The organism is Acinetobacter rathckeae (assembly GCF_015627125.1).
Classification (GTDB): Bacteria; Pseudomonadota; Gammaproteobacteria; order Pseudomonadales; family Moraxellaceae; genus Acinetobacter; species Acinetobacter rathckeae.
The window spans coordinates 153,560-179,223 of the sequence record NZ_VTDO01000004.1 but is presented as its reverse complement, the minus strand read 5'-3'; the positions used below and the strand labels follow the sequence as shown (position 1 = coordinate 179,223).

Below are 25,664 nucleotides of genomic sequence, written 5' to 3'. Positions count from 1 at the left end.
ACTAAAGTTCTCTTGCATTTAAAGTGTCCTTATACTTTTAATATGATCTAACTTTAAAAATATGCAAGTAGATTTTTAAAAACTTATCAAAAGGATAACAAATTGACAACTTCCTATCTGCGTGGTCAAGCATTGGTTGACCAAATTCAATCTGAAGCCTATAGCCGTGACCTGATTGGCTATCATGGTGAAAATCCACAGATTTCTTGGCCAAATAACGCCCGTGTGGCAGTACAGTTTGTGCTTAACTACGAAGAAGGCAGTGAGAACCATGTGGAGCATGGTGATGCAGGTTCTGAGCAATTTTTATCTGACATTATTGGTGCAGCCAGTTTTCCAGACAAACATATGTCTATGGACTCGATGTACGAATACGGCTCACGTGCAGGGTTTTGGCGTATTCACAATGAATTTAAACAACGTGGCTTACCCATGACCATTTTTGGTGTCGGTATGGCTTTGGCACGTAACCCGTACATTGTCGATGCCATCAAAAACAGCAATTACGACATTGTGTCACACGGTCAGCGTTGGATTCACTATCAAGACATGAGTATTGAGCAAGAGCGTCAATATATGGACCAAGCCATTAGCGTCATTGAAGCGTTGTTTGGTCAAGCGCCTATCGGTTGGTATACAGGTCGTGATAGCCCAAATACCCGCAAGTTATTGGCAGAGTTTCCACAAATTAAATATGACTGTGATTACTACGGCGATGACCTGCCTTTTTGGACGTCACTCCCAACCGAAAATGAGCAAACTCGCCCACATTTGGTGATTCCATACACGCTAGAAAGTAACGACATGAAATTTTGTTCACCGGGTGGTTTTAACAGTGGTGAACAGTTTTACCAGTATTTAAAAGATGCTTTTGATGTGCTGTATGCTGAAGGTAAAACCGCACCAAAAATGATGTCGATTGGTATGCATTGCCGTATTTTAGGCCGTCCGGGTCGTTTCCGTGCCTTACAACGCTTTTTAGATTATATACAACAACACGAACAGGTTTGGATTTGTCGCCGTAATGACATTGCCGAGCATTGGTATAGCCACTACAGCCAAAGCAAATAATTCCGATCTAAGTGTTTCAACCAACGAGAGAATAGTATGCACCTTGCCGACTTTAACCAAGAGCAATCTGCTCAGGTCACAGCCTTTTTACAAAGCTGTGTCAATATTGAATCATGGGTTGCTCACATACAACAGCAGCGCCCATTTTCAAGCAAACAGGCTTTGCTCAGCTGTGCCGAACAGCAAGCAAAAACATGGCAATGGGCAGAAATTGAATCTGCACTGAGTAAACACCCACGTATTGGGGAAAAGCCATCAACAACGCATTTATCTGCCCAAGAGCAGCAACACTCTAATGCAGAACAAGCCAATATTTCACAAGACCAACGTACACAAGCCGCATTATTGGCAGGTAACATTGCGTATGAAGAAAAGTTCGGTTTTATTTTTTTAATTAAAGCCGCGGGCTTGTCGAGTGAGCAAGTACTTGAGCAACTCAATATACGTTTAACACACGACACTCAAATCGAACAAGAGATTGTCAAACAGCAACTGGCACTCATTGCATTACGCCGTTTAGATCAAGGAATTAACACATGATTAGTACCCATATTTTAGACACTAACCGAGGAAAACCTGCCAGTGGCGTACAGGTCAAACTATTTGATGCCAACACACACAGCCTCATTGGGCAAGGCATTACTGATACTGATGGTCGACTCAAAGATTTTAATGTTGGTGAGCATGTGTTCACAGAAGGTGCATATCAACTAGAGTATGACATTTTGCCTTACTTTAAAGCACTTAAACAGGACACTTTCTTTCCAAAAGTGTGCCTACAGTTTTATATTGCCAATGTAACCGAGCACTATCATGTACCATTATTAATTAGCCCTTATGCCTACTCAACCTATAGAGGCAGTTAACACAGCAGTAATATAAGTGACTAATAACTAATGTTTTTATATAAATTGTGATTTTTTGTTTATTTTTTTTACTAAATTTTATAAAGTGTGGTGCATTTTTTGCTAGATAAGCCAATACATGGCTTATCTCATTTTCTATCTTAGATGTGAAAGATCTTGAGATATTACTTAACTTGGTCAATACCAGACTATTTGGGGGCGTTATATGCTTTTCAAACACTTCTCTAACTATAGAAAATCTGCAGTTGCCACCGCACTGTTATCATCTGTATTGTTATCGACCTCTGCATCTGCACTCACTTGGAGCGACAACTCAATTGGTTGGCGTTATGGTACAGACTTCGCTGAACCGTTTAAAAACAACAGCAACGGTTCAAAAATTGACATTACTAAGCAAATCTACTCTTTCACACACGCAAGTGGTTATGCTTACGGTACAAACTTCTTAAATGTAGACTTTCTGCAGTCTTCATCAGAACCCAATACAGCTCAAACAGGCGGTAAAGGCACTCAAGAAGCATACTTGGTTTACCGTAACAACGTAGACATTGGTAAAGTATTTAAAACTGATCTTTCGTCTCAGGGTATTCGTGGCTATGCACTTACTGCAGGTTTAGATTGGAATACTAAAAATGATGGCTATGCATCTAAAAAACAAATGTGGGTGGTTGGTCCAACCATTAACTTTGACGTACCAGGCTTTTTAAGTTTAAGTACTTTAGTGCTCTTTGAAAGCAATAAACCTGCTGCCATTAGTAGCCGTTACAGCTATGACCCACATGCCGCATTCCAATTGAGTTGGGGCATGCCAATTGGTAAAACACCTTTAGCATTTGAAGGTTTTGCACTATGGATTGACTCTAAAGGCAAAAATGAGTTCGGCGGCAAAACTGCCCCAGAAACCAACATTGATGCACGTGTGATGTATGATTTAACCTCGCTTTGGGGTAAAAATGACCAAACATTCCGTGCAGGTTTTGAGTACCAATACTGGCACAACAAATTTGGTAACCCAACTACAGGCAACAAAGGTGCGACAGCAAGTACACCAATGGTTCGTGTAGATTACCACTTCTAATCTATGCTCATTTTGGGGTCAACTTGACCCCAAAGTGGTTTAGCTTTTTTCAATAGAAGATTAAACGTCGACCTTATTCAATTTAAAAAACTATTGGCTCGTATTCAACAAATGATCGTTTTACCTATGATTCATAATCATTTGATATTTTTAACAACATTTTCAACACTATAACTTGCAAAATCAGAGATATGGTTTAGGAAATTACGCATCTGATCCTTAGAAAAATCAGCAACAACCATATAGCAAGCTTGCCCTGCAACTTTATTAAATTCAAGAATATTAGGATATGAAGCAATTATGTCTTCTATTTTTTGAGATGGAGCAACTTTTAAAAAAATTCTGATGTAAGATTTATTATCTGTCGCAATTTCTATAGTATATTTTTTCAAAACTCCGATAGACACCAATTTTTCAATTCTTAATCCAACAGCTTGCCCTGTTCGGTGTATTCGCTGACCAATTTGCTTATTAGACATTCTAGAATCTAATCTTAGTAATTTTAAAATTTGTAGGTCTATATCATCCATTTTATTTTTTTCTTTCACAGTGAAAGGCATTTCATCTTATTTTTTTCAGCAGGTCATTCGATATTTTATATAGGATATTTATAGTTAAGGCAACATTTTTAGTTATATAAGAGTATGAAAATGAAAGAAGCTTTACTCATTATTGATGTACAGAATGATTACTTTGTAAATGGAAAATACCCTTTACATGAGCCAATTGCTGTATTAAAAAATATTAATGCCTTAGAACATTATTTTTTGAACCAGAACCTTCCTATTATTTACATTCAACATATTAACAATGCCCCAAATGCCACTTTTTTTCTTAAAAATAGCTTAGGATCTCAATTACATAAAGGACTGTTACTTAAAAATAACTCTACAATTATTATAAAAGAGTTCCCAAATAGTTTCTTACATACGAATCTATTAACAACCCTAACAGAACTCTCAGTCAAACGATTAGTCATTACAGGGATGATGACCCATATGTGCATTGATACGACAACAAGAGCTGCAAAGGATTTAGGGTTTGATAATATTTTAATTCATGATGCAACTACCACTAGAGAGTTAGAGTTTAACCACAAAAAGATTGCTGTAGATGATGTACAACATTCTTATTTAGCAGCATTAACTAAATTTGCTGATATACATTCAACCGAAGCATATTTATCGACGTATAAACAGGTATAGAATATTTTCATATTTTTTATTATGAAAATTGGTTAGGGGCTATATTATTTTGAATAAAAAATTGCACCATGAATATGGTGCAATCTCAAAATACATCAGAGCAAAATCATCAATTTAAGGATTAAAAGTTTTCCCTAAAGATGCAGGCAAGTTCATTTTTAAAAGCTTTTTGTCACGTGAAATAATCACCAATACCACAATGGTTGCCACATAAGGCAGTGCAGACAAAAACTCATTTGGAATTTTTAAACCCAATGCTTGTGCATGAAACTGTAAAATGGTCACGCCACCAAACAAGTATGCACCCAACATTAAACGTGTCGGTTTCCACGTTGCAAATACCACTAAAGCAATGGCAATCCAACCACGACCTGCCACCATGTTTTCAATCCACATTGGCGTATACACGGTAGATAAAAATGCACCGCCCATACCTGCCATTAAACCACCAAATAAAACAGCACCATAGCGAATGGCCAACACATTGTAGCCCATGGCATGTGCGCTTTCAGGCGACTCACCCACTGCTTTAAGCAGTAAGCCTAAACGTGTTTTCGCTAAAACCCACCAAACCACGAAAAATGCCAAGATAGACAAATAAACCACGTAGTTTTGCTGAAATAAGATCGGGCCAAGAAATGGGATATCTGATAACACTGGAACATTTAAACTACCAAGACCAGGTAAAGCCATACTCACGTAGTTTTGCCCAATAAAAGCAGAAATACCCATACCAAAAATGGTTAATGCCAAACCACATGCAGATTGGTTAGTACTCATAGACAGGGTAAAAAAGGCAAAAATAAGCGCCATGATCATACCCGCCCCACCACCAACCAACAGTGAGCTAAAGACACTGGCTTGGTAATGGGTTGCAAAAGCAAAGCCTGCAATTGCACCAACCAACATCATGCCTTCTACACCAAGGTTAATGACCCCTGTTTTTTCTGCAACTAGCTCGCCTAAACCTGCAAAGATGAGCGGGGTTGCTGCGGCAATTGTACCCGCTAAAATCGCTGTAACTTCAATACTCATGCTGTTCTCCTGCCTTCATTTTCATGGGCATTAATGACCTTTTTAGGTGGTACTTACAGGTGGGGTTTTTACTTTTCTTTTTGCAAAGCGGTAACGGTTTTCAATAAATGCATCTGAGGCTAAAAGGAAAAAGAGCAATAAACCTTGAAAGATACCCGTAATCGCCACAGGCAACTGAAGTTGCATTTGTGCCATTTCACCACCAAGATAAATCAGTGCCATTAAGCACCCCGAAAGTACAATACCAATTGGGTTTAAACGTCCTAAATACGCCACAATAATGGCTGCATAACCATAACCTGGTGAAATATTAGGGTTTAACTGACCAATCGGCCCTGCCACCTCACACAAACCAGCAATCCCTGCCATTAACCCTGAAATCCCCAAGCTAAACCAAATGGCTTTCTTAGAGGAAAACCCTGCATATTTGGCTGCCATTGGTGCTTGACCACTCACTTCAAGTTTAAAGGCAGTCATACTTTTACGTACAAATAACCAAAACAACACCACGGCCACAATGGTAATAAAAATAGATGCATTAATCCGCGTACCCTCAATCACCATTGGTAAAGTTGTACTATCACCAAACATAATGGACTGCGGAAAGTTCATACCATTCGGGTCACGCCATGGCCCACCCACCAAGTACAGCAAAATAAACATCGCCACATAATTCATCATCAGCGTGGTGAGTGTTTCTTCAGCATTAAAATGGGTTTTTAACAGTGCAGGAATAAGCCCCCACAGTGCACCACCTAACGCACCCATCACAATCATTAAAGGTAAAATCCACCAACCTGTCTGATCGTGACACAAAATAGCAACACCACCGCCAAAGATTGCCCCCATGGTCAACTGACCTTCAGCACCAATATTAAAAAGCTTGGCACGAAAGCCCACAGCAAGCCCTAACGCAATTAAAATCAGTGGACTGGCTTTCACCAAAAGCTCACTCAGGCTATAACTTGTTGTGAGTGGTTCAATAAAAAAAATGTATAAGGCTTCTGTTGGCTTGACGCCTAACGCCATAAATAAAAAACTACCCACAATTAACATTGCAATCAGTGCAATGACAGGAGAAAGCCACTTCATCACTTGAGAGGGATGTTCTCTTGGCTCTAATAAATGCATCTTTTCACCCTATTTTCATCATTTCACTATGCGTGCTAGACATGAGCGGTTTCATTGTTAGACGACTTTATTGCCATTTTTTCAGAGGCAATACCTGACATGAGTAAACCAATTTGTTCGGCATTGGTGTCTTGGGTCAACATCGGCTCAGACAACTTGCCTGATGATAAAACACAAATTTTGTCACTAATTTCAAACAACTCTTCTAACTCCTCAGAAATTACCAATATGGCAACCCCTTGGCGAGACAGATCGATTAGTGTTTGGCGAATAAACATAGATGCACCTACATCTACTCCCCATGTTGGCTGAGAAATAATTAATACTTTTGGCTGTTGTAATATTTCTCGTCCCACAATAAATTTTTGTAGATTACCACCCGATAGTGAGCGTGCCTCTGCATCAACACCACTGGCTTTCACACCAAACTTTTCAATACATTGAGCCGTAAAGGCTTTGGTTTTTTCAAACTGAATTAAACCAAATTTAGTCAGACCACGGCGAAATGCTGTCAGCAAACTGTTTTGCGATAACGTCATATTGGGTACAGCACCACGCCCTAAACGTTCTTCAGGCACAAAGCCAAGGCCTAGGTCACGGCGTTGCCCTGCGGTCATTTTAGAAATGTCTTGCCCATCAAAAATAATTTGGCCTTGCTTGGTGGCATTTTCACCCGAAAGCAATGCCAAGAGTTCAGCTTGACCATTGCCCGAAATACCCGCAATACCTGTAATTTCACCACTATATATGCTTAAATTAATCTGTTCTAAATGCGTACCAAATGGGTCATCTGACTGCTGGCTAACCTGAGATAGCTCAAAGCACTTCTGTTTTGTACCTTCAAAGTCTTGATGCTCATACACAGGTAATTCACGCCCAATCATTAAACGTGCTAAATCACTGGTACTGTTTTCACTTGGCAAAACATGCCCTGTCACTTGCCCATTACGTAAAATTGTGGCTTCGTCACACAGTGCTTTAATCTCATGTAACTTGTGGCTAATATAAAGAATAGAAACCCCTTGCGATGCCAACAACTTGAAAGTCTTAAACAGTTGTTTCACGGCTTGCGGTGTGAGTACAGACGTTGGTTCATCTAAAATAATTAAAGAGGGGTTTTGTAATAAACAGCGAATAATTTCAACACGTTGGCGCTCACCGACAGAAAGTGAATAGACCTCTCGTTGTGGGTCAACTTTTAAACCATACTGCTCGGATACTTGAATAATTTTGTCATGTAAGGCTTTTGCCTCAATTTTTTGGTCAAGACCAAGTAAAATATTTTCTGCAACCGTCAGTGTTTCAAACAGTGAAAAATGTTGATACACCATACCAATGCCAAGCTTTCTGGCCATTGCAGGGCTGTCAATCGACACTTCTTTACCATTCCACAAAATTTGACCCTGATCTGCTTTGGTCGCACCATAAATAATTTTCATTAAGGTACTTTTGCCCGCACCATTCTCGCCTAAAATTGCATGAATTTGTCCAGCATGTACTTTTAAGTGAATACGATCATTCGCCTTGAGCTGATTATAGCTTTTGCTAATATTCAACAACTCAAGCCGAAGATTATGAGGCGATGATTCTTTTAACTCGAAATCATGGCGAGTGTCGTCAGTGGGAGCTTGTATATGCATAACCTAAACTCTGTATGTAATTTAAGTCTTGATTGGACTTTTTAAAACGCCAAAACGAGACAGTAATAACCGATGATGAACATGCTGTTGCAGAAGTAAGAAGGAGCTAAAAAGTAGAATAGAACCGTGTAACTATAGATGCTGTTAAACGTGTCACCTCATCACACTGAGGTTTAGGTAAAATCTAAATCGTTTAGGAAGCGTATTCAATCGATCAGCACTTTATGCTGGTATCAACGTCTAAACTAAGCAATGGTGGATACATCATGTTTGACCTACCCACCACCTTATAACATCAGTACGACTGATCCATTACTTCGGTAAAGAACCCTCTACACCTTTCACGTAATAGTTCATTTTGCTCAAAGTTGCATCAGACAAAGTCGTGCCTTTTGCTGTAACCAATGAGCCATCTTGCTTATAAATTGGGCCAGCAAATGGATGTACGGTACCTTTTAACATTTCAGCTTGTACCTCTAAAGCTTTGGCTTTCATTGGAGCAGTGACTGCAGGGCCAAAGTTTTCAACACCCACAGCACCTTGCTTCACGCCGTACCAGATTTCGCCTGGCTTCCATGTTTTATTAGCCACTTGCTCTAAAGCAGGGGTATACACTTTTTCCCAATGCAATACAGATGCTGCCAAGTGTGCTTCGGGCCCAAACTTGGTCATGTCTGAGTCCCAACCAAATGCATAAACACCCTTTTGTGCTGCCGCTTGTACCACAGCAGGAGAATCTGTGTTTTGCATTAACACATCGGCTTTTTGTGAAATCAGTGCCAATGCCGCATCACGTTCTTTGCCTGGGTTAAACCAAGAATTCACCCATACCACTTTGGTAGTGATTTTAGGATTTACACTTTGTGCACCAAGGGTATAAGCATTAATGTTACGTACAACTTCTGGAATTGGGAAAGAACCCACCACACCTAGTACATTGCTTTGAGTTTTCTGACCTGCAATCACACCCAATAAGTACGCACCTTCATAGGTACGTAAGTCATAAACACCTAGGTTTTTCGCTTCTTTATAGCCTGTTGCATGCATAAAGATAGTGTTAGGAAATTGTTTTGCCACTTTTTCAACTTGGTTCATATAACCAAATGAGGTTGCAAAAATAATTTTATTGCCTTGCTGTGCCAAATTACGAATCACACGTTCGGCATCTGCTGTTTCTGACACATTTTCAATATAAGACGTTTTAAATTTGCCACCTAACGCTTTTTCAGCCTTAATACGGCCTTGGTCATGTGCATAAGTCCAACCATGATCACTTGTTGGGCCAATATAAACAAATGCTGCTTTATCTTCTGCATGTGCTTGAGCAAACACGCCCCCACAAATTGTTAAACTCGCCAATAGCTGAAGAGTGATTTTTTTAAGACTAAAACTACGCTTAGGAAGATGGGTTTGAGCCGTATCTTGCATAATTTTCATACTCCAATTCAATATGATATTTAAAATTTAGCGAATCTTGAATAAAGGTTTAAATTGATTTACTGCATTGTTTCTATAAAACTAAAGCAAGTCTTATTCCAAGTTGTGTAAAAAACGTCAAAAAGTTTCTTTTATTACAACACTAGAAATCTTTTTTAAAATCTATGCTAGGGTTGAAATCGCCAAATCATCTTATTGTCATGTACTAAGCCCTTATGTTCACTCAAATATGGGCTTAGTACACGACAAGAAAAACAAACTTTTAATTTTAAAATCAAATATTTACTAAAAAAAAATCCGATTAATCTAAAACATTGCCAACAATATTACCAATGATGCCTTGCATAATATGTGGCCCTTTTTCTGTTTTTAATGACTCATACCATGCTTGGGTCACAGCCTCATCTTTCATATGCGTCACGTCACAACGCTTACGGGCACGTAAAACCATTTCTTTGGTACGCTCATTACGTTTATCTTGGTAACGCTGTAGTGCATCTTCTAAACCAAGGGTATTTATTTGTAACGAGCGTGCCAAATACACGGCATCTTCCATGGCTTGGCACCCCCCTTGACCAATATCAGGCGTCGTGCTGTGAGCAGCATCACCTAAAATCACCACCGAGCCTTTATAAAACTGTAAGAATGGTTCAATGTCGTGAATTTCAACACGGTTTGTGGTTTGCTCATCAATTTGGTCAATCAGTTGCTGTACTTGTGGGCACCAACCATCAAAATAACCTTTTAGATCAGATTTATACGTTGCACGGTTATTCTCTAGACCAACAGGCAATGGCACATCAAAGAAGAAGTAAAAACGATTATCGGCCACAGGCATCACAGACACACGTTTCCCCTCACCCACAAATGTTGTCCATTGTTCAAGTGGTGCAACATCATTCGAAGCTTTGACCAAACCATTCCAGTTCACATAGCCTGCATAACGGCGTTCCACTTGCTCACCTAATACATAGGCACGGGTGATGGAATGCGTACCATCTGCACCAATCAGTAAAGTGGTTTCTACTTGCGTACCATCGGCAAACTCAACCTGTACACTGTCACCTTGCTGTGTAAGCTGGGTCATCCGTTTACCAAGATGAATGTTTTCATGGCCAAATTCATCCATAAGCATGTTTTGCAATTCAGCACGAGATACAGGATATGGCTTTTGCCCCACTTCTTTGACCAACGGCGCTAGACTAAACGCTGTCATGGTGTCACCTGAGTGACCATCAATATAAGCAAGATCATTCATTTGCCCACCTAAGCGTTTCACTTGCTCAGTCAGGCCTAAGTAGTTCAGACATTTCACGCCATTTGACCACAATGAAATAGCAGCCCCTACAGGTAAAATTTTCTCGGCTTGTTCATAGATTGCAACCTCATGACCGAACTTTTTTAGTGCGATACCTACAGTTAAGCCGGCCATACCTGCACCAATAATGACTACTTTCATTTTGATTCCTACTTATTTTAGAATTATCTGTTTTTACCTAGCCAAAAATGTGCCATTTTTTGAATATTCGGTGCAATTTATACCTATTTTGTGCAAAATCTTAATTTGGCGTGAGATTTGCTTTTACTGAAAAAACCCTATAAATAATGAAGGAACTTATCGCATGGCTACACTGCTTGCACCCGCATTTGAACAACCAAACGACCTAAATACTCTTACAAATTTAGCGGATTTGCGTATTGGTGCAGAAATTATCGACTGTTCTGACCAGTTCTTTGCCGAAGCAAAGCGTATGCTGGCATTTGACGCCCCAATATTTATAGAAGATAAATTTGATGACAACGGCAAATGGATGGACGGTTGGGAAACGCGTCGCAAACGCCATGCAGGTTATGACTGGTGTATTGTTAAACTGGGCGTGGCAGGCTCTATTCAAGCAGTAGATATCGACACCACTTTTTTTACAGGTAACTACGCGGCCTCAGCTTCACTTGAAGCCTGCTATGCACCAACAGGAGATCTATCTACTGCTGTTTGGCAACCCATTTTAGGCAACAGCATTTTAGGCCCAAGCCAACACCATATTTTTTATACCACCGCTCAGGCTGAAGTCTTTACGCACATTCGCTTAAACATTTTTCCAGATGGCGGTATTGCCCGTTTACGTGTGTATGGCCAAGTACAACCGACACAGCACAGCAACGAAACCATCGACCTACTTGCCCTTGAAAACGGCGGGCGTGTCATTGCCTATAGCGATGCACACTATGGCCATCCACGTAACCTCATTAACCCTGGCCGTGGTGTAAACATGGGTGATGGTTGGGAAACCAAACGTCGCCGTGCTCCTGGTTTTGACTGGTGTGTTTTGGCACTTGGGCAAGCAGGTGAAATTGAAAAAATTGATATTGATACCGCACATTTTAAAGGCAACTACCCTGCACAAGTGTCTATTCAAGCCACGTATATTGAAGATGCCACTGACCCACAACTGATTCCTCAAAGTATGTTTTGGCCATTTTTACTCGAAGCACAAGACATGCAGATGGATCACATTCACGAGTTTATTACTGAAATTTTAGCGACACAAAAAATATCTCATATTCGTGTAAATATGATTCCAGATGGAGGCATTAGCCGTATTCGTCTATGGGGTAAAGCCAAAGCCTAACAAGGAGTGTGTATGCAAGTTGTTCGTATTGAACCACTCACCATTGCGGGCTTTGCCCCATTTGGTGAGGTGATTAGCTGTAAAGGACATGATTTTTTTCATATTAATGATGCCCATACTGAACGCTATAACGCCATTGTGACCACACAAAAGTATGGGCAAGCAGAGATTGGGATTAGTATTTTTCGAAATATTAAAACATCGAAAGTACCATTTAACATTAAAATGCTAGAAAAACACCCACAAGGTTCTCAGGCTTTTGTGCCAATGTCTGGGCAAGCTTTTTTAATTGTGGTTGCCCCTGCACTCAATGATGACTGCCCTGATCTCTCACAAATTCGTGCTTTTTTGTCTGATGGTACTCAAGGGGTGAATTATAGCGTCAATACATGGCATCACCCACTACTGACCTTAGAAAGCCCAAGTGATTTTGCAGTGATTGACCGTATTGGTACAGGACATAATTGCGATGTGTTTGAGTTTGATTTGGCAATACAGATTGGTGAATAATATATTGCATGTCACAATTTTTTTGTTAAGTGACATGCAATAATAAAATAAATACGACGACTATCTTGGTTATATTTATCTCATTTTAACAAAAAACTGTCCATTTTTTAGCATATACAATTCAAATCAGCTCAGTTTAAAGACGGTAATGGTTGTATCGAGTAGATCTATACAATAACGCCTCATTCAATACGTCCCTATTCACTACACAGAAAAATTTCTCCAAAAGTTTAAATCCATAAACATAAAATATTAAACCACCTGATGTTTATCCGTGTTTTAACGGATACTTGATGTCATCAATAGGTCTTTTTTTTGTCATAAATCTGTCTTTTTTTTTGTTCATTCTTACAGCTCTCAAATAAAAAAGACCAATTATGAACCACCTTACGCTACATAAAATTAAAAAAAGCTGGGGCACTAAAACTGCACTAGATAATATTAGTTTTGATATTCATCAAGGTGAATTTATTGCATTACTTGGCCCATCAGGTTGTGGGAAAACAACCTTACTTAGAACAATTGCCGGTTTAGAATCTGCCGATGAAGGTGAAATATTATTAAAAGAAAAAGAGGTCAGTCATTTAGGTCCTGCTGATCGCAATTTATCTATGGTTTTCCAGTCTTATGCACTTTTTCCACATTTAACCATTCGTGAAAACCTTTTATTTGGATTAAAAGCAAGAAAAGAAGATCACTCTACCTTTGAACATCGCTTACATGAAACTGCAAAACTACTTGAGCTCGATGCGTTCTTAGACCACTTACCCGCTCAACTTTCTGGTGGGCAACAACAACGTGTCGCTTTAGGTAGAGCAGTCATTTCAAAAAGACCCTTATGTTTAATGGATGAACCTCTATCCAATTTAGATGCAAAGCTACGTCAAACCATGCGTAGAGAAATTCGACAACTCCAGCAAAAACTTAACTTAACGCTTATTTACGTCACTCACGACCAAACAGAAGCCATGACTATGGCGGATCGTATTGTACTCATGAATAACGGACATATTGAGCAAATTGGCCATCCAGCAGAGCTATATAACAATCCATGTAATGGATTTGTTGCACAGTTTATTGGTGCACCTGCCATGAATATCATTCCATTAAATGCTGTAAATCATGGTTATGGCCTAAGTCATAGTGCCTTTATCCCACATATTGATGCAACAGATATTTCTATGGGGCTACGTGCAGAAGCAATTCAAGTTGTACCTATAGCTCAAGGAAAAATGACTGCAACAGTCATTAGTTATGAGTATTTAGGTTCAGATACACTTTTACTTTGCAACATTGATGCCCAACCCAAAAACCAAGTCACAATTAAACTGAATGGTCTACACCAATATGTAGTAGGCCAAACCATAGGTTTAGATTGGAAGCACGATGCTCAGTATATTTTTACAGGTCAAACATTAAATCGCTATCACAGCAAATCATTACAACAAGCTACACATCAAAATATATCACTATTATTTCAGGAGAAAGTTTCATGATGAAGCGTCTTGGGGCACTATTATTATTAGCAATTGGTTCAGCAAGCCATGCTGCACCTGTTACCTTACAAATGTATTATCCAATTGTTGTTGGTGGGAAAGTACAAAGTACGATTGAAGGATTTGTCAAAGACTTCATGAAGCAAAACCCTGATATCAAAATTGATCCTATCTATACTGGTGATTATGTTACGACATTTACAAAGGCCTCAACAGCATACCGTGGACATAATGCGCCACAAATTGCGGTCATGAGAGATGTTGAGGTTTACTCTTTAAAAGATTCAGGTGCAATTATTCCTGTATCTGATTTAGTGAAAGGCGACGCAGATGGGCAAAAATGGTTAAGTCAATTTTATCCAGCTTTTATCCGTCATATCGATGGTAAAGTCTGGAGTGTACCATTTCAGCGTTCAACTAATGTCATGTATTGGAATAAAGAGGCATTTAAAAAAGCAGGTCTAGACCCTGAACACCCACCACAAAACTGGCAAGAGTTGGTCGAATTTGGCAAAAAACTGACCATTCGCCAAGGTAATACCGTCACCCAATGGGGTGTTGAAGTCCCTTCAAATTCACCGGGTTCTTATTGGCCATACCAAGCATTTGTCGCTTCAAATGGTGGGCATTTAGATAATGGGAAAGGAACGGCTGTCACATACTACACACCAAAATCTGTAGAGGCGCTAACCTTTTTACATGATTTATCCGTGAAATATAATATCTCACCTAAAGGTGTTATTGCAGACAATACAACACCACAAGATTTTATCGATGGCAAAACAGCCATGGGATTTATGTCTACAGGGAACTTAGGTGAAATCCGAGAAAAAGCAAAATTTCCATTTGGTATCAGTATGATTCCTGAAAAAACCCAGCGTGGTAGCCCAACGGGTGGTGGTAGCCTATATTTATTCAGTGGGATGACACCAGATCAACAAAAAGCGGCTTTAAAATTCGTTCGTTGGTTATCAGAACCTGAACAAGCTGCACGTTGGAGTATTACAACAGGCTATATTGCAACATCACCTGCTGCATGGCAAACCAAGTCTATGCAAGAATATGTAAAACAATATCCTCAAGCATTGGTTGCACGTGAGCAATTAAAATACTCACAGCCTGAATTAGCGACGTATCGTAGTTTACAAGTTAAAGAGTTACTTACTCGTGCCATTGAGGCCACGATCACAGGTAGATCTTCTGCAGACAGTGCATTAAAAGATGCTCAGTCACAAGCAGATCGCCTATTAAAACCTTATCAATAAGAGGTTTTAATAATGTCTGGAACAAGTAAAACGATTACTATTCGGAAAACCATGTTAACCAAACAGATGTATGGATACTTATTCATCTTACCTGCATTGTTTTTTTTAATTGCTTTTACATACTATCCAGTCATTGCAACATTTTGGCAAAGTTTATTTGCTGGCCACGGGAGTAGCCCTGCTAAATTTGTAGGGCTAGAAAATTACCAAAGTCTTATGCAAGATCCTGTATTCATTCAGTCGATGAAAAATACACTATTTTATGCATTGATTACCATTCCATTATCTTGTGGCTTAGCTTTACTTATGGCACTGGCAGTTAACCGCCCTTGTAAGGGACGAGGGTTACTGCGAAGTGCCTTTTTTTTACCCTCTTTGTTGCCAATGATTGCGATTGCAAATCTATGGTTATTTTTCTACAGCCCTCAAACTGGAGTACTTAACCACTGGTTAAATAGTTTAGGATTTTCTTCTATCAATTGGTTAGGTGATCCAAATGTGTCACTGTATAGCTTAATGACAGTGACCATATGGCGTGAAGCAGGCTTCTTTATGATTTTCTATCTTGCTGGATTACAACAACAAGATACCAAACTATATGAAGCCGCACGAATTGAGGGAGCATCTACATGGCACTTTTTTTGGAAAGTCCAATGGCCTTTACTCATGCCAACCACTATTTTTATTTTAATCAATGCCACACTGAATGCTTTTCGCTTAGCTGATGTCGTGATTGCCATGACCAATGGTGGCCCAGATAACAGTACATCTCTTATTCTATTTTATATTTATCAAACTGCTTTTAGTTATTGGGATACGTCTTCTGCATCTGCAATGACCATTGTTTTATTGATTGTATTGGCGACTTTGGCTTGGCTAAAGTTTTATTTTTTAGATAGAAAAACATGGTATCAATAATGCCAAACTTTTTTAAAAACAAGGTTATTCCTATTTTGCTTTGGGCATTGATTTGGACAGGTGCTTTACTTTGGTTATTGCCACTCTTACTGGCCGTATGGACAGCCTTTCACCCTGCAGAGCTACAAGGACAATTTATTCTATTTTCACAAGTCACTATAGATAATTTTGTTCAGGCATGGCATACGGCTCCTTTTGCAAGATACTTTTTAAACACATCATTATTGGTCATTTTAATTGTTTGCGTACAGGTTGTCTTAGCCACTTTGGCCGCATATTCATTGGTCAGGTTTCCTTTAAAGATAAAAGGTTTATTATTTTCATTAATTTTATTACAGTTAATGATTAGTCCTGACGTACTCATTCTACAAAACTACCAAACCATTGGATCATTGGGATTACGTGATACTTTACTTGGCATCGCACTTCCCTACTTTTGTTCTGCCTTTGCTATATTCCTACTACGGCAAACATTTAAAGGAATCCCTGTCGTTTTAGAAGAAGCCGCAATGATTGAAGGTGCAAGCCAGTGGACTATTTTATGGCGTATTTATGTACCCATCGCAACCCCTGTATATATTGCATTTATTTTAGTTTCGATTAGTACGCATTGGAATGATTTTTTATGGCCTCTAGTGATTACAGACTCTGTCAATGTAAGACCATTAACGGTTGGACTACAGCTATTCTCAGCACCTGATCAAGGTGTTCAATGGGCACTTGTGAGTGCTGCCACATTAATGACCTCGTTGCCTCTTTTGGTATTATTTGTCTTTTTCCAAAAACAATTCGTTCAGTCTTTTATGCGAGCAGGCATTCGCTAAGGCCTCTCACATAAAAACTGCACTATGCTCACTTTATTGCAAGGTTTTCTATCGTATCTTGCAATAAAGAACTACAACCCAACATCTGCTAAATTGCCTTTTTGCTCTAACCATTGCTTACGGTCTGCCGAGCGTTTTTTAGCCAAAAGTTTATCCAGCAGATTTGCGGTTAAATGTGCATCATCTAAATCAAGTTGTACTAAACGGCGTGTATTTGGGTCCATTGTGGTTTCACGCAACTGCCCTGCGTTCATTTCCCCCAAGCCTTTAAAGCGGGTAATTTGCGGGGTTTTACTTTTGGCTTTTTTCAACGTCGCTTCAAGTTCTGCATCATCTAAAGCATAGTAAACATCTTTACCATCATCTATACGGTATAGCGGCGGCATCGCCACAAATAAATGCCCCTCTTCCACCAATGTTGGGAAATGTCTTACAAATAATGCACACAATAAGGTCGCAATATGCAGACCATCTGAGTCGGCATCGGCCAAGATACAAATACGACCATAGCGTAATTCAGACAGATCATCACTGCCAGGATCTACCCCTATAGCAATGGCAATATCATGTACTTCCTGAGAAGCCAACACCTCATCAGATGCCACTTCCCATGTATTTAAAATTTTGCCTCGTATTGGCATAATGGCTTGGAAGTTTTTATCCCTCGCTTGCTTGGCACTGCCCCCTGCCGAGTCACCCTCTACAATAAACAGTTCACTTTCTTCACGTGTCAGCCCCGAACAATCGGCCAATTTCCCGGGTAAGGCAGGACCTGATGTAATTTTTTTACGCTCGACTTTTTTAGCCGCTTTGAGTCTACGCCCTGCTTTAGCAATGACGGTTTCTGCAAGCTGTAATGCTAAGTCTGAATGTTGGTTTAACCATAGAGTAAACGCATCTTTAGCAATATTAAGCACAACACTCGAAGCTTCACGGCTAGATAAACGCTCTTTGGTCTGACCTGAAAATTGCGGCTCTTGAAACTTGAGCGATAAAATATAGTTCACGCCATCCCATACATCTTCAGCAGAGAGTTTGACTTGGCGTGGTAGTAAATTACGCAACTCACAAAACTCTCGCAATGCTTCGGTAATGCCTGAACGCAAGCCATTGACGTGCGTACCACCTTGTGCCGTCGGTATCAGGTTCACATAGCTTTCTTGGGTTTGCTCACCACCTTCTAAATTCCAACTTAAAGCAAACTCACAACTTGCACGTTCGGCTTGACCTTGTGCCACAAACGCAGGGTTTGGCAATATTTCACGGTCTTGTAATTCGTCCATTAAATAATCGACCAAACCATTTTCAAACTGCCACTGTATGGTTTCGTTGTTAATCTGATCGATATAGTGAATTTCTAAACCTGCCGAAAGTACCGCTTTGGCTTTTAGATTATGTTTTAATGCTTTTAAAGCAAATTTGGGACTGTCAAAATACTTGGCTTCAGGCCAAAAATGGACCGTTGTACCGGTATTTTTTTTCGCAACTTTCCCTTCTACGACTGCCAACGGTGCAACAGGGACACCTTGTTCAAAGGCCATACTGTACAGGTTGCCCTGACGCTGCACATCTACCTCTACCCGTGTAGACAATGCATTCACTACAGAAATACCGACCCCGTGCAAGCCCCCTGAAAACTCATAGTTATCGGTGCTAAATTTTCCGCCTGCATGCAGTTTGGTTAAAATAATTTCAATACCGCTTTGGCCATATTCGGGGTGTATGTCTACAGGCATACCTCGCCCGTTGTCTTGCACAGACAATGACCCATCTTTATATACGGTTACAGTAATTTTATTGGCATGACCTGCAAGTGCTTCATCTACAGCATTATCAATAACTTCTTGTGCCAAATGGTTTGGTCTGGTGGTGTCTGTATACATGCCAGGACGGCGACGAACAGGGTCTAAACCAGAGAGTACTTCAAGTGATTGAGCCGTATATTGTGACACGTTTTATATTTTCCTTGCTGTAAAACACCGTAGTAAGAACATCATTAACATTGGAATTTTGTCTGCAAAATTATCCATCACATGATTGCCATGATGCATTGTCACCATCATACACTGTGATGGGTTTTGCATATAATAACGCTGTGCGTGTTGATAATCCAAGACTTCATCGCCTTGTTGCAATAATAGTAGTTTTTCACTGCGTTTTAGCGCAATGCTGTCTAGCATCTGTGCTAATTCATCTAAGTCGTGTTGCTGTAATGACCATGTTTTAGTCACTTTATATGGCAAATGATCAATCCCTATACGCTGTGCAAAGACTAAAGCAGGGTCAACCACTGGGTTAATCAGCACAGATTTTAAGCCATATAAACACGCAATGTAGTTGGCGTAAAAGCCACCTAAACTACTCCCCACACAAAAAAACTGATGCGTTGGGTACTGTGCCATATAATGCCGTATATGTTCAATCACCTGCTGTGGCGATCGGTTTAAGTCGGGCAAATAGACATCAATATGCGGAAAGTACTGTGCACAATATTGGCGTAATAACTGCCCTTTCACAGAGTTGGCTTGGCTTTGGAAGCCATGAAAGTAGATTAAATGTATAGGCTGTGCCATCACTCCCCCTATAAAAAAGCCCTACCGAAAAAGGTAAGGCTTTATCTTTTAGCGTGGACCACCATCATGTGGCCCGCCACCATCACCGCCGTGACCACCATGAGGGCCACCACCACCCCACCACCATGGGTCGAGCAACATACAACCTGAGGTACTTAATACAGAAAGTACCAGCACACTGGCAAGCATTATTTTGAGCGTTTTCATCAATCGCACTCACTTGAAGAAAAATACTAGCTTAAATCTGCTTTATGTAGCCACAATAAAGTGTTGTAGCCGTTATGTAACTGGTCTGTATGCTCTTTAGCGTAGGCAATACACGCATTTAAGCCTTGCGGAAAAATTGCGTAAAGCTCATGATCAAAAGTACCGCGAAAAATAGTACTGACCATACAGGCAGAGACTGACCTAAAAACGTCCAATCAATTTTTGCACATTCACCTGAGCCTGTGAGTACTTGGGCAAGTACTTCTTTCATAGGCAATACATCAACCAAATAATTGAGTCCAGGGCCACAACTGGGTACTTCACTCGCAGGCAGATGTTGAATCCAGACATGCCGTGCCGCCACAGCAGCCGACCACAATATGCTCAGCGTGGCAAGCAAGGCATAAATGCCTCTAAATATCCGTGATTTTGGATTGTGTAATAAAGCAATAAAGGCAAAGAGTCCCATAAAAATCAGGCCAACACGCTGAAATACACACAGTGGGCACGGCTGTAGGCCCTTAAAATGCTCTAAGTACAAGGCAAATGCCATGCCTGCGACTGAAGCCAACACCAAAAAGGCATTGATTAAACGATAGCTGAGTTTCATTTTATACTCTCTAGCTCAGTTATGAGCGGAACCGACGTAAGTACTCATCAAAACTTATCAGATTTGCTTGTTCTAAAGCATGCTGTTGATGTTTCGACATATGTACCAAGTCATCAAAATAATGCTGTTTTTCAAGGCTAAGCTCATGCTTATCATACACCTGTGCATGTTGCTGTGCTAAGTGTGCCCCTAAACGCCATGTACCCCCTTGCTCTAGCATATCTTTAATCACATGTGCAGATAACGTTTGCTCTGGGTCTTGTACACGGCTTTTCATTAAAGCCAAAGCATCTGTATATAACGTTGACGCTACACTTTGGTCAAACAATTGTGCTAAACCTTGCATGTGCTCTAGGTGCTGATTTAACCAGTCTACAACAGTCACAGCCCCTTGTTCTGTTTCAAAAGTCGCATCTGCTGCACGGCCATTGGCCACCATATTAGCTTGGTTCAACTCAATACGAACTTGTTCTTGCTCAGAGATATTTGGGCTTGGGCTTAGTAAACAATACAGTGCCAATACCTCTAAAAATGCTGCACTGTGCTCAGTAATACCAATCGCACAATATGGGTCTACATCAACCGAACGTAACTCCACATAGCCAACACCACGTGTTTTCAGGGCTTGCGACGGCGTTTCATTGCCTTCTGGAGTTTGTTTTGGTCGAACGAGACTGTAATACTCATTTTCAATTTGTAGTGTATGGTCATTAATCTGTATAGGCTCGCCATGTTCATTGTCTAAACCTAATGCTGTAAATGGCGCATACGGTTGCTTAACCGCTTTTTCCAAGCCAGATAAATAGCCATTTAAGTCATCATAACGAATACCTAGCTGTTTCTGTGCCGAGTTTTGGTAGCCGTATTTCCCCATACGTAAAGCGGTAGCATAAGGTAGATGCAGTGCTCCTGCCACAAGGCGTTGTAGGTCGTGCTCACGATCTAATACAAAACTGCCACATACAGTTGGACTTGCACCCAACAAAAAAATGACCATAGGGGTATAACGAATAAAGTTACGAATCAAGCCAAAATAACGCTGGCTTCGGTAATCTTGTGCACTCAAACTTTTTAAACTTGGATCTTGCTCGTGCTGTTGTAATACATCAAACAAAGCATCTGAAAAAGACAAGTTATAATGTACCCCGGCAATGGTTTGCATACGGCGACCATAACGCACTGCTAAGCCGTGTCTATATAATGTTTTAAAGCGTCCAAGATTAGATGTGCCGTATTGGGCCAAAGGAATGTTCTGTTCTTCTTTATCTAACATACACGGCATAGACATAGGCCATAAACGCTCACCTTCAGGTAAATGCTCATGTGCAACGGCGTGAATATCTGCCAAATCGTTCAATGCTTTTTGAATACTTGGGTGTGGTGGGGTAATAAACTCAAGTAAAGCTTCTGAATAGTCCGTGGTAATGTGGGGATGAGTCAGTGCTGCACCTAATGCATCAGGGTGTGGTTGCTTAGACAAGTAACCATCACTTTGCATACGTAGACTTTCACGCTCAATACCGCGTAATGTACCTTCTAATAACGATGCATTTAACCATGTTGGTACAACAAAGCCTGTATTGGCATAGGGCTGACTCATAGACTTCACTCACTCATTTTATGCGGTTACAACACGTGTACCTACCTATGTTAGTTTATAGCATAGTTACTGACTGTTTCATTTTGTGGTAAAACACTCAAATATCAAGAAAATTATAGAAAAACCGCCATATTTAACACACACCCAACGGTATAAAAAATATGTTCTGCTTAAAGATACACAATTTCAGCATAAAATTCATTTTTTAATAAAATGGCTCAGTTATGTTGAAACTGAAAAATAAATGATCTCCCTAGAACAATGCATTATGGTAAAAATTAAACTCTATTTAATCTAGGACACCAATCATATCTGTAGGCATAAACAAAGATCACGCCAATGCAACACTCAGGGCATTCATCTCTGATCTCTCAATATACACATTTTGGAGTACCCGCATGAATACAAAAAAATTTCTCGGCTCAGGTCTATGTGCCTTGTTGCTCGTCACAGCATCGGGCTGTAGTACATTGCAGCCACAAACGTTCAACCAACTTGCAAATTTTTCAACCTATCAATTAAATGAACAAACCTTTAGAGTGAGTGTAAAAACATCACCCAATATGAGTTATGGCACAACCCAAGAAATTACATTAGTGAAAGCCGCTCAAACTGCAATACAACATGGCTTTACCTACTTTAAAATACTCAATGACCCAAGTAGTCGTAACCAACCCCCAAGACAAGCTATTGTTTACACACCACCACCGCCAATGTTTAGACCGTATGGTTTTTATGGCCCTCGCCCTGCCTTTTTCTGGAATGACCCATGGGATAACGTAGGTCAAGTCGTTAACATTGAACCCAATGAAGTGGCCTATAGCATTACTTGCTTTAAAAACATGCAAAACGCACCAAGTGATGCCTTTAATGCAACCTTGATTTTAAAATCACTGGGGGCAAAATATGGCGTGGCAGAAAATGGTGATATATTAAAACCTGACGTAAAAAAAACATCATAATCACTCGCCATTAGGACGCGGATATGACCTCAGACACGCAACCAAGCTTAATCAACAGTTTACAGCGCAGTAAACGCCTTGCCACAATTGCACTGATGATGGCGGTGGTTGCGTGGGTTGCACTCATGCTTAGTGCCAAGTTTTTCCCACAGTACAGCAATATACTCCACATACTTATGCTGTCTACCGAAGCAGGTGTTGTAGGTGGTTTAGCAGATTGGTATGCCATTACTGTACTGTTTCGCAACCCATTTGGTCAGATTCCCATTCCACGTTTTTTACGTGACCACACTGAAATTATTCCCCGCAATAAAGCGCGAATTGCTGAGTCTATGGGGCATTTTGTGCAAGAAAACTTTTTATCGCCACAGGTGGTGGAAAAAAGTTTACAACACACCAATTTAAGCCACAGCTTAGGGCAATGGCTACAAAACCCTAAAAATAGCGGACAAATCACGCAAGTGATGCAACAAATTTTACCTAAAATTTTTGATTTTATAGAACAAGAAAAAATTGCACAGTTTATTCAAAGCAACAGCCTTCAATGGCTTGAAAACACCAAGGTCAACCAGTTAGCCAGTGAAATGTTGCACTCTATTTTAGACAATGACTTTCACGAAGAGCTACTACAGCAAGGTTTAGACAGTGCCCACGAATGGGTTTTACAACACCCAACACAAGTCAGAGAAATCACCACCACCCTATTTAAAGAACTGGGGATTTTAAAACTCTCTAAAGGGGCGAGTTTTTTGGGTATAGACATGCAACAACGCACGGTAGACAGCTTTATGGAAAAGCTTGAACAAGTGCTACAAGACCGTGAGCATCCATGGCGACAGTATGTCGAACAGTATGGCAAGAGCCTCATGCTCGAATTACAACAAGACCACAGCACAACCAGTGAGCGTCTAAACCACAGTAAAAATGCCCTATTAAATAGCCCTCAATTGGTTAACTTTATGAGCAGTGCTGTGGTGATTTTATTTAATGCCATTAAAAGCGACTTGGCAAAAACAGACTCAGGCATTGCTAAAAATGTACAAGCCGCCATTGAAACACTTGGAGAAAATCTACTACAACACCAAGAAGTTGGCGCTTTACTCAACCAGCGTTTAAGCACTTTGGCGGTACATTTTAGTGACCGCTACAGCGACAAAGTCATTCGCTTTATTAGCGAACGTATTCATGAGTGGGACTCTACCGACATGATTGCAAAAATTGAAAATGAAGTCGGCGGCGACTTACACATGATTCGCGTCAACGGCGTAATTGTTGGTTCATGTATTGGCTTAGCTCTAGGGACAGTTCGGGCATTGGTCGACTACGCATTTTAAGGTATAGATTGACCACAGACTGAAGTGTATTGCTGCTACACCTTATCTTCAGTAAAAATAGCACAGATAAATAAGGTTAAAACACCACATAAGGATCATGCATGTTTCATATCAATAACAAAGTACCACAAACAGGCACAACTATTTTTTCTACCATGTCTGCACTTGCCCAGCAGTTAAATGCACTAAATTTGTCACAAGGTTTTCCTAACTTTGCGCCACCTCCTTCACTCATTCAAGCACTGCAAGATGCAACTGCTCAAGGGTACAATCAGTACCCTCTAGGTGACGGCTTACCTGCCCTGCGTGAGCAAGTATGCCAAATTTTTAAACAGCGTAACCCTCAGTTAAATCTAGACCCAAACCAAGAAGTCACCATTACTTCAGGGGCAACCATTGCCCTACACTGTGCCATACAAGCCTTTATTCAAGCGGGTGATGAAGTCATTGTTTTTGACCCAAGCTATGACAGCTATGCGCCCTCTATTGCCTTAGTGGGTGCAAAAGCCATTCATGTTCACTTACAAGCCCCGCACTTTAGTGTGGACTGGCAAAAGGTGAAAGATGCGATTAGCCCGAAAACTCGCATGATTATTGTCAATACACCACATAACCCCACAGGGGCAATTTGGTCAAAACAAGACTGGTTTAATCTCATAGAAATCATTGAAAAACATAATATTATGGTCTTATCAGATGAAGTATACGAACACTTAGTCTTTGACCAAAAACAGCATTATAGTGCTCTTGATTTTCCTAAGCTTCGTGACCGCAGTATGGTGGTTGGTTCATTTGGTAAAAGTTTTCATGTCACAGGTTGGAAAACAGGCTATTGCACCGCCTCACCCAAAATAATGCAAGCATTTAGACAGGTCTACCAATTTGCCAGTTTCTGTGGTGTCGCTCCTGTACAAGTGGCTCTCAGCCAGTTTATGCAACAGCACCCAGAGCATTTAGCTCAGTTGGCAAGCTTTTACCAAGCCAAACGAGATCTGTTTTTACAAGGCCTTAAAGAGTCTCGTTTCACCTATACCACAAGTCAGGGTACTTATTTTCAAACACTCGATTACAGCCAAATTCAACCGCATTTAAATGATGTAGAAATGTGCCAATATTTGGCAGAACAACATAAAATTGTCGCGATTCCATTGTCGGCATTTTATAAAAAACCACCACAACAACTACGCTTATTACGCTTTTGTTTTGCAAAACAAAACTCAACACTACAACATGCCACAGAGATTTTAGCCACATGCTAACCATCAACGCTTT

25 protein-coding genes are annotated in these 25,664 nt (G+C 40.3%); 14 read left to right on the top strand and 11 right to left on the bottom strand.

All coding sequences use genetic code 11. The annotated features are described in order from the left end of the window. Positions 1-102: 102 nt before the first annotated feature. The 4 genes from puuE (at position 103) to I2F31_RS08395 (ending at position 3,015) form a co-directional block, all read left to right on the top strand. The gene (gene puuE, locus I2F31_RS08410; protein ID WP_195768665.1) at positions 103-1,071 is read left to right on the top strand and encodes an allantoinase PuuE; all 969 of its coding nucleotides are present in this window, start codon (positions 103-105) and stop codon (positions 1,069-1,071) included. Between the two features lie 36 nt (positions 1,072-1,107). Beyond that, positions 1,108-1,611, top strand: coding sequence for a 2-oxo-4-hydroxy-4-carboxy-5-ureidoimidazoline decarboxylase (uraD, locus tag I2F31_RS08405; protein ID WP_195768666.1), 504 nt, complete (start codon positions 1,108-1,110; stop codon positions 1,609-1,611). After that, a complete protein-coding gene (uraH, locus tag I2F31_RS08400; protein WP_195768667.1) occupies positions 1,608-1,937 on the top strand; it encodes a hydroxyisourate hydrolase in 330 nt (109 codons plus the stop codon). The genes uraD and uraH overlap by 4 nt, the downstream gene beginning before the upstream one ends. Positions 1,938-2,142: 205 nt before the next feature. Continuing rightward, positions 2,143-3,015 carry an outer envelope protein gene (locus tag I2F31_RS08395; RefSeq protein ID WP_195768668.1) on the top strand — a complete coding sequence of 291 codons (873 nt, stop codon included), beginning with the start codon at positions 2,143-2,145 and terminating at the stop codon, positions 3,013-3,015. A gap of 137 nt (positions 3,016-3,152) precedes the next feature. Here the strand turns inward: I2F31_RS08395 and I2F31_RS08390 are convergent, their stop codons facing one another. Next, positions 3,153-3,563 carry an Lrp/AsnC family transcriptional regulator gene (locus I2F31_RS08390; protein ID WP_323127570.1) on the bottom strand — a complete coding sequence of 137 codons (411 nt, stop codon included), beginning with the start codon at positions 3,561-3,563 and terminating at the stop codon, positions 3,153-3,155. 102 nt (positions 3,564-3,665) lie between these two features. On the opposite strand from I2F31_RS08390, the gene I2F31_RS08385 reads away from it, so the two are divergent. Beyond that, the gene (locus I2F31_RS08385; RefSeq protein WP_195768669.1) at positions 3,666-4,220 is read left to right on the top strand and encodes an isochorismatase family protein; all 555 of its coding nucleotides are present in this window, start codon (positions 3,666-3,668) and stop codon (positions 4,218-4,220) included. A 114-nt stretch (positions 4,221-4,334) separates the two neighbouring features. Here the strand turns inward: I2F31_RS08385 and I2F31_RS08380 are convergent, their stop codons facing one another. The 5 genes from I2F31_RS08380 to hpxO all read right to left on the bottom strand — a co-directional run bounded on the left by I2F31_RS08380 (position 4,335) and on the right by hpxO (position 10,922). Continuing rightward, positions 4,335-5,255: an ABC transporter permease gene (locus I2F31_RS08380; protein WP_195768670.1), complete on the bottom strand. Its 921-nt coding sequence runs from the start codon at positions 5,253-5,255 to the stop codon at positions 4,335-4,337. A gap of 42 nt (positions 5,256-5,297) precedes the next feature. Continuing rightward, positions 5,298-6,386 carry an ABC transporter permease gene (locus tag I2F31_RS08375; RefSeq protein WP_195768671.1) on the bottom strand — a complete coding sequence of 363 codons (1,089 nt, stop codon included), beginning with the start codon at positions 6,384-6,386 and terminating at the stop codon, positions 5,298-5,300. 35 nt (positions 6,387-6,421) lie between these two features. Beyond that, on the bottom strand, positions 6,422-8,026 hold the full coding sequence (locus tag I2F31_RS08370) for an ABC transporter ATP-binding protein (protein WP_195768672.1): 1,605 nt from the start codon (positions 8,024-8,026) through the stop codon (positions 6,422-6,424). A 312-nt stretch (positions 8,027-8,338) separates the two neighbouring features. Next, positions 8,339-9,454, bottom strand: a complete 1,116-nt coding sequence (locus I2F31_RS08365) for a BMP family ABC transporter substrate-binding protein (protein ID WP_195773749.1) — start codon at positions 9,452-9,454, stop codon at positions 8,339-8,341. Between the two features lie 310 nt (positions 9,455-9,764). Next, complete coding sequence (hpxO, locus tag I2F31_RS08360; RefSeq protein ID WP_195768674.1) at positions 9,765-10,922, bottom strand: FAD-dependent urate hydroxylase HpxO; 1,158 nt, start codon at positions 10,920-10,922, stop codon at positions 9,765-9,767. A gap of 163 nt (positions 10,923-11,085) precedes the next feature. Between hpxO and alc the strand changes: the two genes are divergently transcribed. The 6 genes from alc to I2F31_RS08330 all read left to right on the top strand — a co-directional run bounded on the left by alc (position 11,086) and on the right by I2F31_RS08330 (position 17,106). Beyond that, positions 11,086-12,093: an allantoicase gene (gene alc, locus I2F31_RS08355; RefSeq protein ID WP_195768675.1), complete on the top strand. Its 1,008-nt coding sequence runs from the start codon at positions 11,086-11,088 to the stop codon at positions 12,091-12,093. Between the two features lie 12 nt (positions 12,094-12,105). Continuing rightward, on the top strand, positions 12,106-12,603 hold the full coding sequence (locus tag I2F31_RS08350; RefSeq protein WP_195768676.1) for an ureidoglycolate lyase: 498 nt from the start codon (positions 12,106-12,108) through the stop codon (positions 12,601-12,603). Positions 12,604-12,980: 377 nt separating this feature from the next. Beyond that, the gene (locus I2F31_RS08345; RefSeq protein WP_195768677.1) at positions 12,981-14,099 is read left to right on the top strand and encodes an ABC transporter ATP-binding protein; all 1,119 of its coding nucleotides are present in this window, start codon (positions 12,981-12,983) and stop codon (positions 14,097-14,099) included. Then, the gene (locus tag I2F31_RS08340; protein ID WP_195768678.1) at positions 14,096-15,364 is read left to right on the top strand and encodes an ABC transporter substrate-binding protein; all 1,269 of its coding nucleotides are present in this window, start codon (positions 14,096-14,098) and stop codon (positions 15,362-15,364) included. The genes I2F31_RS08345 and I2F31_RS08340 overlap by 4 nt, the downstream gene beginning before the upstream one ends. 12 nt (positions 15,365-15,376) lie before the next feature. Next, a complete protein-coding gene (locus I2F31_RS08335) occupies positions 15,377-16,282 on the top strand; it encodes a carbohydrate ABC transporter permease (RefSeq protein WP_195768679.1) in 906 nt (301 codons plus the stop codon). Then, positions 16,282-17,106 carry a carbohydrate ABC transporter permease gene (locus I2F31_RS08330; RefSeq protein WP_213014841.1) on the top strand — a complete coding sequence of 275 codons (825 nt, stop codon included), beginning with the start codon at positions 16,282-16,284 and terminating at the stop codon, positions 17,104-17,106. Before I2F31_RS08335 ends, I2F31_RS08330 begins: the two co-directional genes overlap by 1 nt. 71 nt (positions 17,107-17,177) lie before the next feature. On the opposite strand, the gene parE is transcribed toward I2F31_RS08330, so the two are convergent. The 5 genes from parE to gshA all read right to left on the bottom strand — a co-directional run bounded on the left by parE (position 17,178) and on the right by gshA (position 22,096). Further along, positions 17,178-19,058: a DNA topoisomerase IV subunit B gene (parE, locus tag I2F31_RS08325; protein ID WP_195773745.1), complete on the bottom strand. Its 1,881-nt coding sequence runs from the start codon at positions 19,056-19,058 to the stop codon at positions 17,178-17,180. Between the two features lie 3 nt (positions 19,059-19,061). Next, positions 19,062-19,679 carry a YqiA/YcfP family alpha/beta fold hydrolase gene (locus I2F31_RS08320; protein WP_213014840.1) on the bottom strand — a complete coding sequence of 206 codons (618 nt, stop codon included), beginning with the start codon at positions 19,677-19,679 and terminating at the stop codon, positions 19,062-19,064. A gap of 48 nt (positions 19,680-19,727) precedes the next feature. Then, the gene (locus tag I2F31_RS08315) at positions 19,728-19,886 is read right to left on the bottom strand and encodes a hypothetical protein (protein ID WP_195773743.1); all 159 of its coding nucleotides are present in this window, start codon (positions 19,884-19,886) and stop codon (positions 19,728-19,730) included. A 118-nt stretch (positions 19,887-20,004) separates the two neighbouring features. After that, positions 20,005-20,496, bottom strand: coding sequence for a disulfide bond formation protein B (locus I2F31_RS08310; RefSeq protein WP_195768683.1), 492 nt, complete (start codon positions 20,494-20,496; stop codon positions 20,005-20,007). Positions 20,497-20,515: 19 nt separating this feature from the next. Further along, complete coding sequence (gene gshA, locus I2F31_RS08305) at positions 20,516-22,096, bottom strand: glutamate--cysteine ligase (protein WP_195768684.1); 1,581 nt, start codon at positions 22,094-22,096, stop codon at positions 20,516-20,518. Between the two features lie 398 nt (positions 22,097-22,494). On the opposite strand from gshA, the gene I2F31_RS08300 reads away from it, so the two are divergent. From I2F31_RS08300 to I2F31_RS08290, 3 genes are all read left to right on the top strand, one after another. Continuing rightward, positions 22,495-23,058 (top strand): CC0125/CC1285 family lipoprotein, encoded by a 564-nt coding sequence (locus tag I2F31_RS08300; protein WP_195768685.1) that lies wholly within the window; start codon positions 22,495-22,497, stop codon positions 23,056-23,058. A gap of 23 nt (positions 23,059-23,081) precedes the next feature. After that, positions 23,082-24,392, top strand: coding sequence for a DUF445 domain-containing protein (locus I2F31_RS08295; RefSeq protein WP_195773742.1), 1,311 nt, complete (start codon positions 23,082-23,084; stop codon positions 24,390-24,392). Between the two features lie 101 nt (positions 24,393-24,493). Further along, a complete protein-coding gene (locus I2F31_RS08290) occupies positions 24,494-25,651 on the top strand; it encodes a methionine aminotransferase (protein WP_195773741.1) in 1,158 nt (385 codons plus the stop codon). Positions 25,652-25,664: the final 13 nt, after the last annotated feature.

Bases quoted from the DNA above. Each gene is read 5' to 3' on its own strand.
- uraD (WP_195768666.1), top strand. From the start codon at position 1,108: ATGCACCTTGCCGACTTTAACCAAGAGCAATCTGCTCAGGTCACAGCC.
- uraH (WP_195768667.1), top strand. From the start codon at position 1,608: ATGATTAGTACCCATATTTTAGACACTAACCGAGGAAAACCTGCCAGT.
- I2F31_RS08395 (WP_195768668.1), top strand. From the start codon at position 2,143: ATGCTTTTCAAACACTTCTCTAACTATAGAAAATCTGCAGTTGCCACC.
- I2F31_RS08385 (WP_195768669.1), top strand. From the start codon at position 3,666: ATGAAAGAAGCTTTACTCATTATTGATGTACAGAATGATTACTTTGTA.
- I2F31_RS08380 (WP_195768670.1), bottom strand. From the start codon at position 5,255: ATGAGTATTGAAGTTACAGCGATTTTAGCGGGTACAATTGCCGCAGCA.
- I2F31_RS08375 (WP_195768671.1), bottom strand. From the start codon at position 6,386: ATGCATTTATTAGAGCCAAGAGAACATCCCTCTCAAGTGATGAAGTGG.
- I2F31_RS08370 (WP_195768672.1), bottom strand. From the start codon at position 8,026: ATGCATATACAAGCTCCCACTGACGACACTCGCCATGATTTCGAGTTA.
- I2F31_RS08365 (WP_195773749.1), bottom strand. From the start codon at position 9,454: ATGCAAGATACGGCTCAAACCCATCTTCCTAAGCGTAGTTTTAGTCTT.
- hpxO (WP_195768674.1), bottom strand. From the start codon at position 10,922: ATGAAAGTAGTCATTATTGGTGCAGGTATGGCCGGCTTAACTGTAGGT.
- alc (WP_195768675.1), top strand. From the start codon at position 11,086: ATGGCTACACTGCTTGCACCCGCATTTGAACAACCAAACGACCTAAAT.
- I2F31_RS08350 (WP_195768676.1), top strand. From the start codon at position 12,106: ATGCAAGTTGTTCGTATTGAACCACTCACCATTGCGGGCTTTGCCCCA.
- I2F31_RS08345 (WP_195768677.1), top strand. From the start codon at position 12,981: ATGAACCACCTTACGCTACATAAAATTAAAAAAAGCTGGGGCACTAAA.
- I2F31_RS08340 (WP_195768678.1), top strand. From the start codon at position 14,096: ATGATGAAGCGTCTTGGGGCACTATTATTATTAGCAATTGGTTCAGCA.
- I2F31_RS08335 (WP_195768679.1), top strand. From the start codon at position 15,377: ATGTCTGGAACAAGTAAAACGATTACTATTCGGAAAACCATGTTAACC.
- I2F31_RS08330 (WP_213014841.1), top strand. From the start codon at position 16,282: ATGCCAAACTTTTTTAAAAACAAGGTTATTCCTATTTTGCTTTGGGCA.
- I2F31_RS08320 (WP_213014840.1), bottom strand. From the start codon at position 19,679: ATGGCACAGCCTATACATTTAATCTACTTTCATGGCTTCCAAAGCCAA.
- I2F31_RS08315 (WP_195773743.1), bottom strand. From the start codon at position 19,886: ATGAAAACGCTCAAAATAATGCTTGCCAGTGTGCTGGTACTTTCTGTA.
- I2F31_RS08310 (WP_195768683.1), bottom strand. From the start codon at position 20,496: ATGAAACTCAGCTATCGTTTAATCAATGCCTTTTTGGTGTTGGCTTCA.
- gshA (WP_195768684.1), bottom strand. From the start codon at position 22,096: ATGAGTCAGCCCTATGCCAATACAGGCTTTGTTGTACCAACATGGTTA.
- I2F31_RS08300 (WP_195768685.1), top strand. From the start codon at position 22,495: ATGAATACAAAAAAATTTCTCGGCTCAGGTCTATGTGCCTTGTTGCTC.
- I2F31_RS08295 (WP_195773742.1), top strand. From the start codon at position 23,082: ATGACCTCAGACACGCAACCAAGCTTAATCAACAGTTTACAGCGCAGT.
- I2F31_RS08290 (WP_195773741.1), top strand. From the start codon at position 24,494: ATGTTTCATATCAATAACAAAGTACCACAAACAGGCACAACTATTTTT.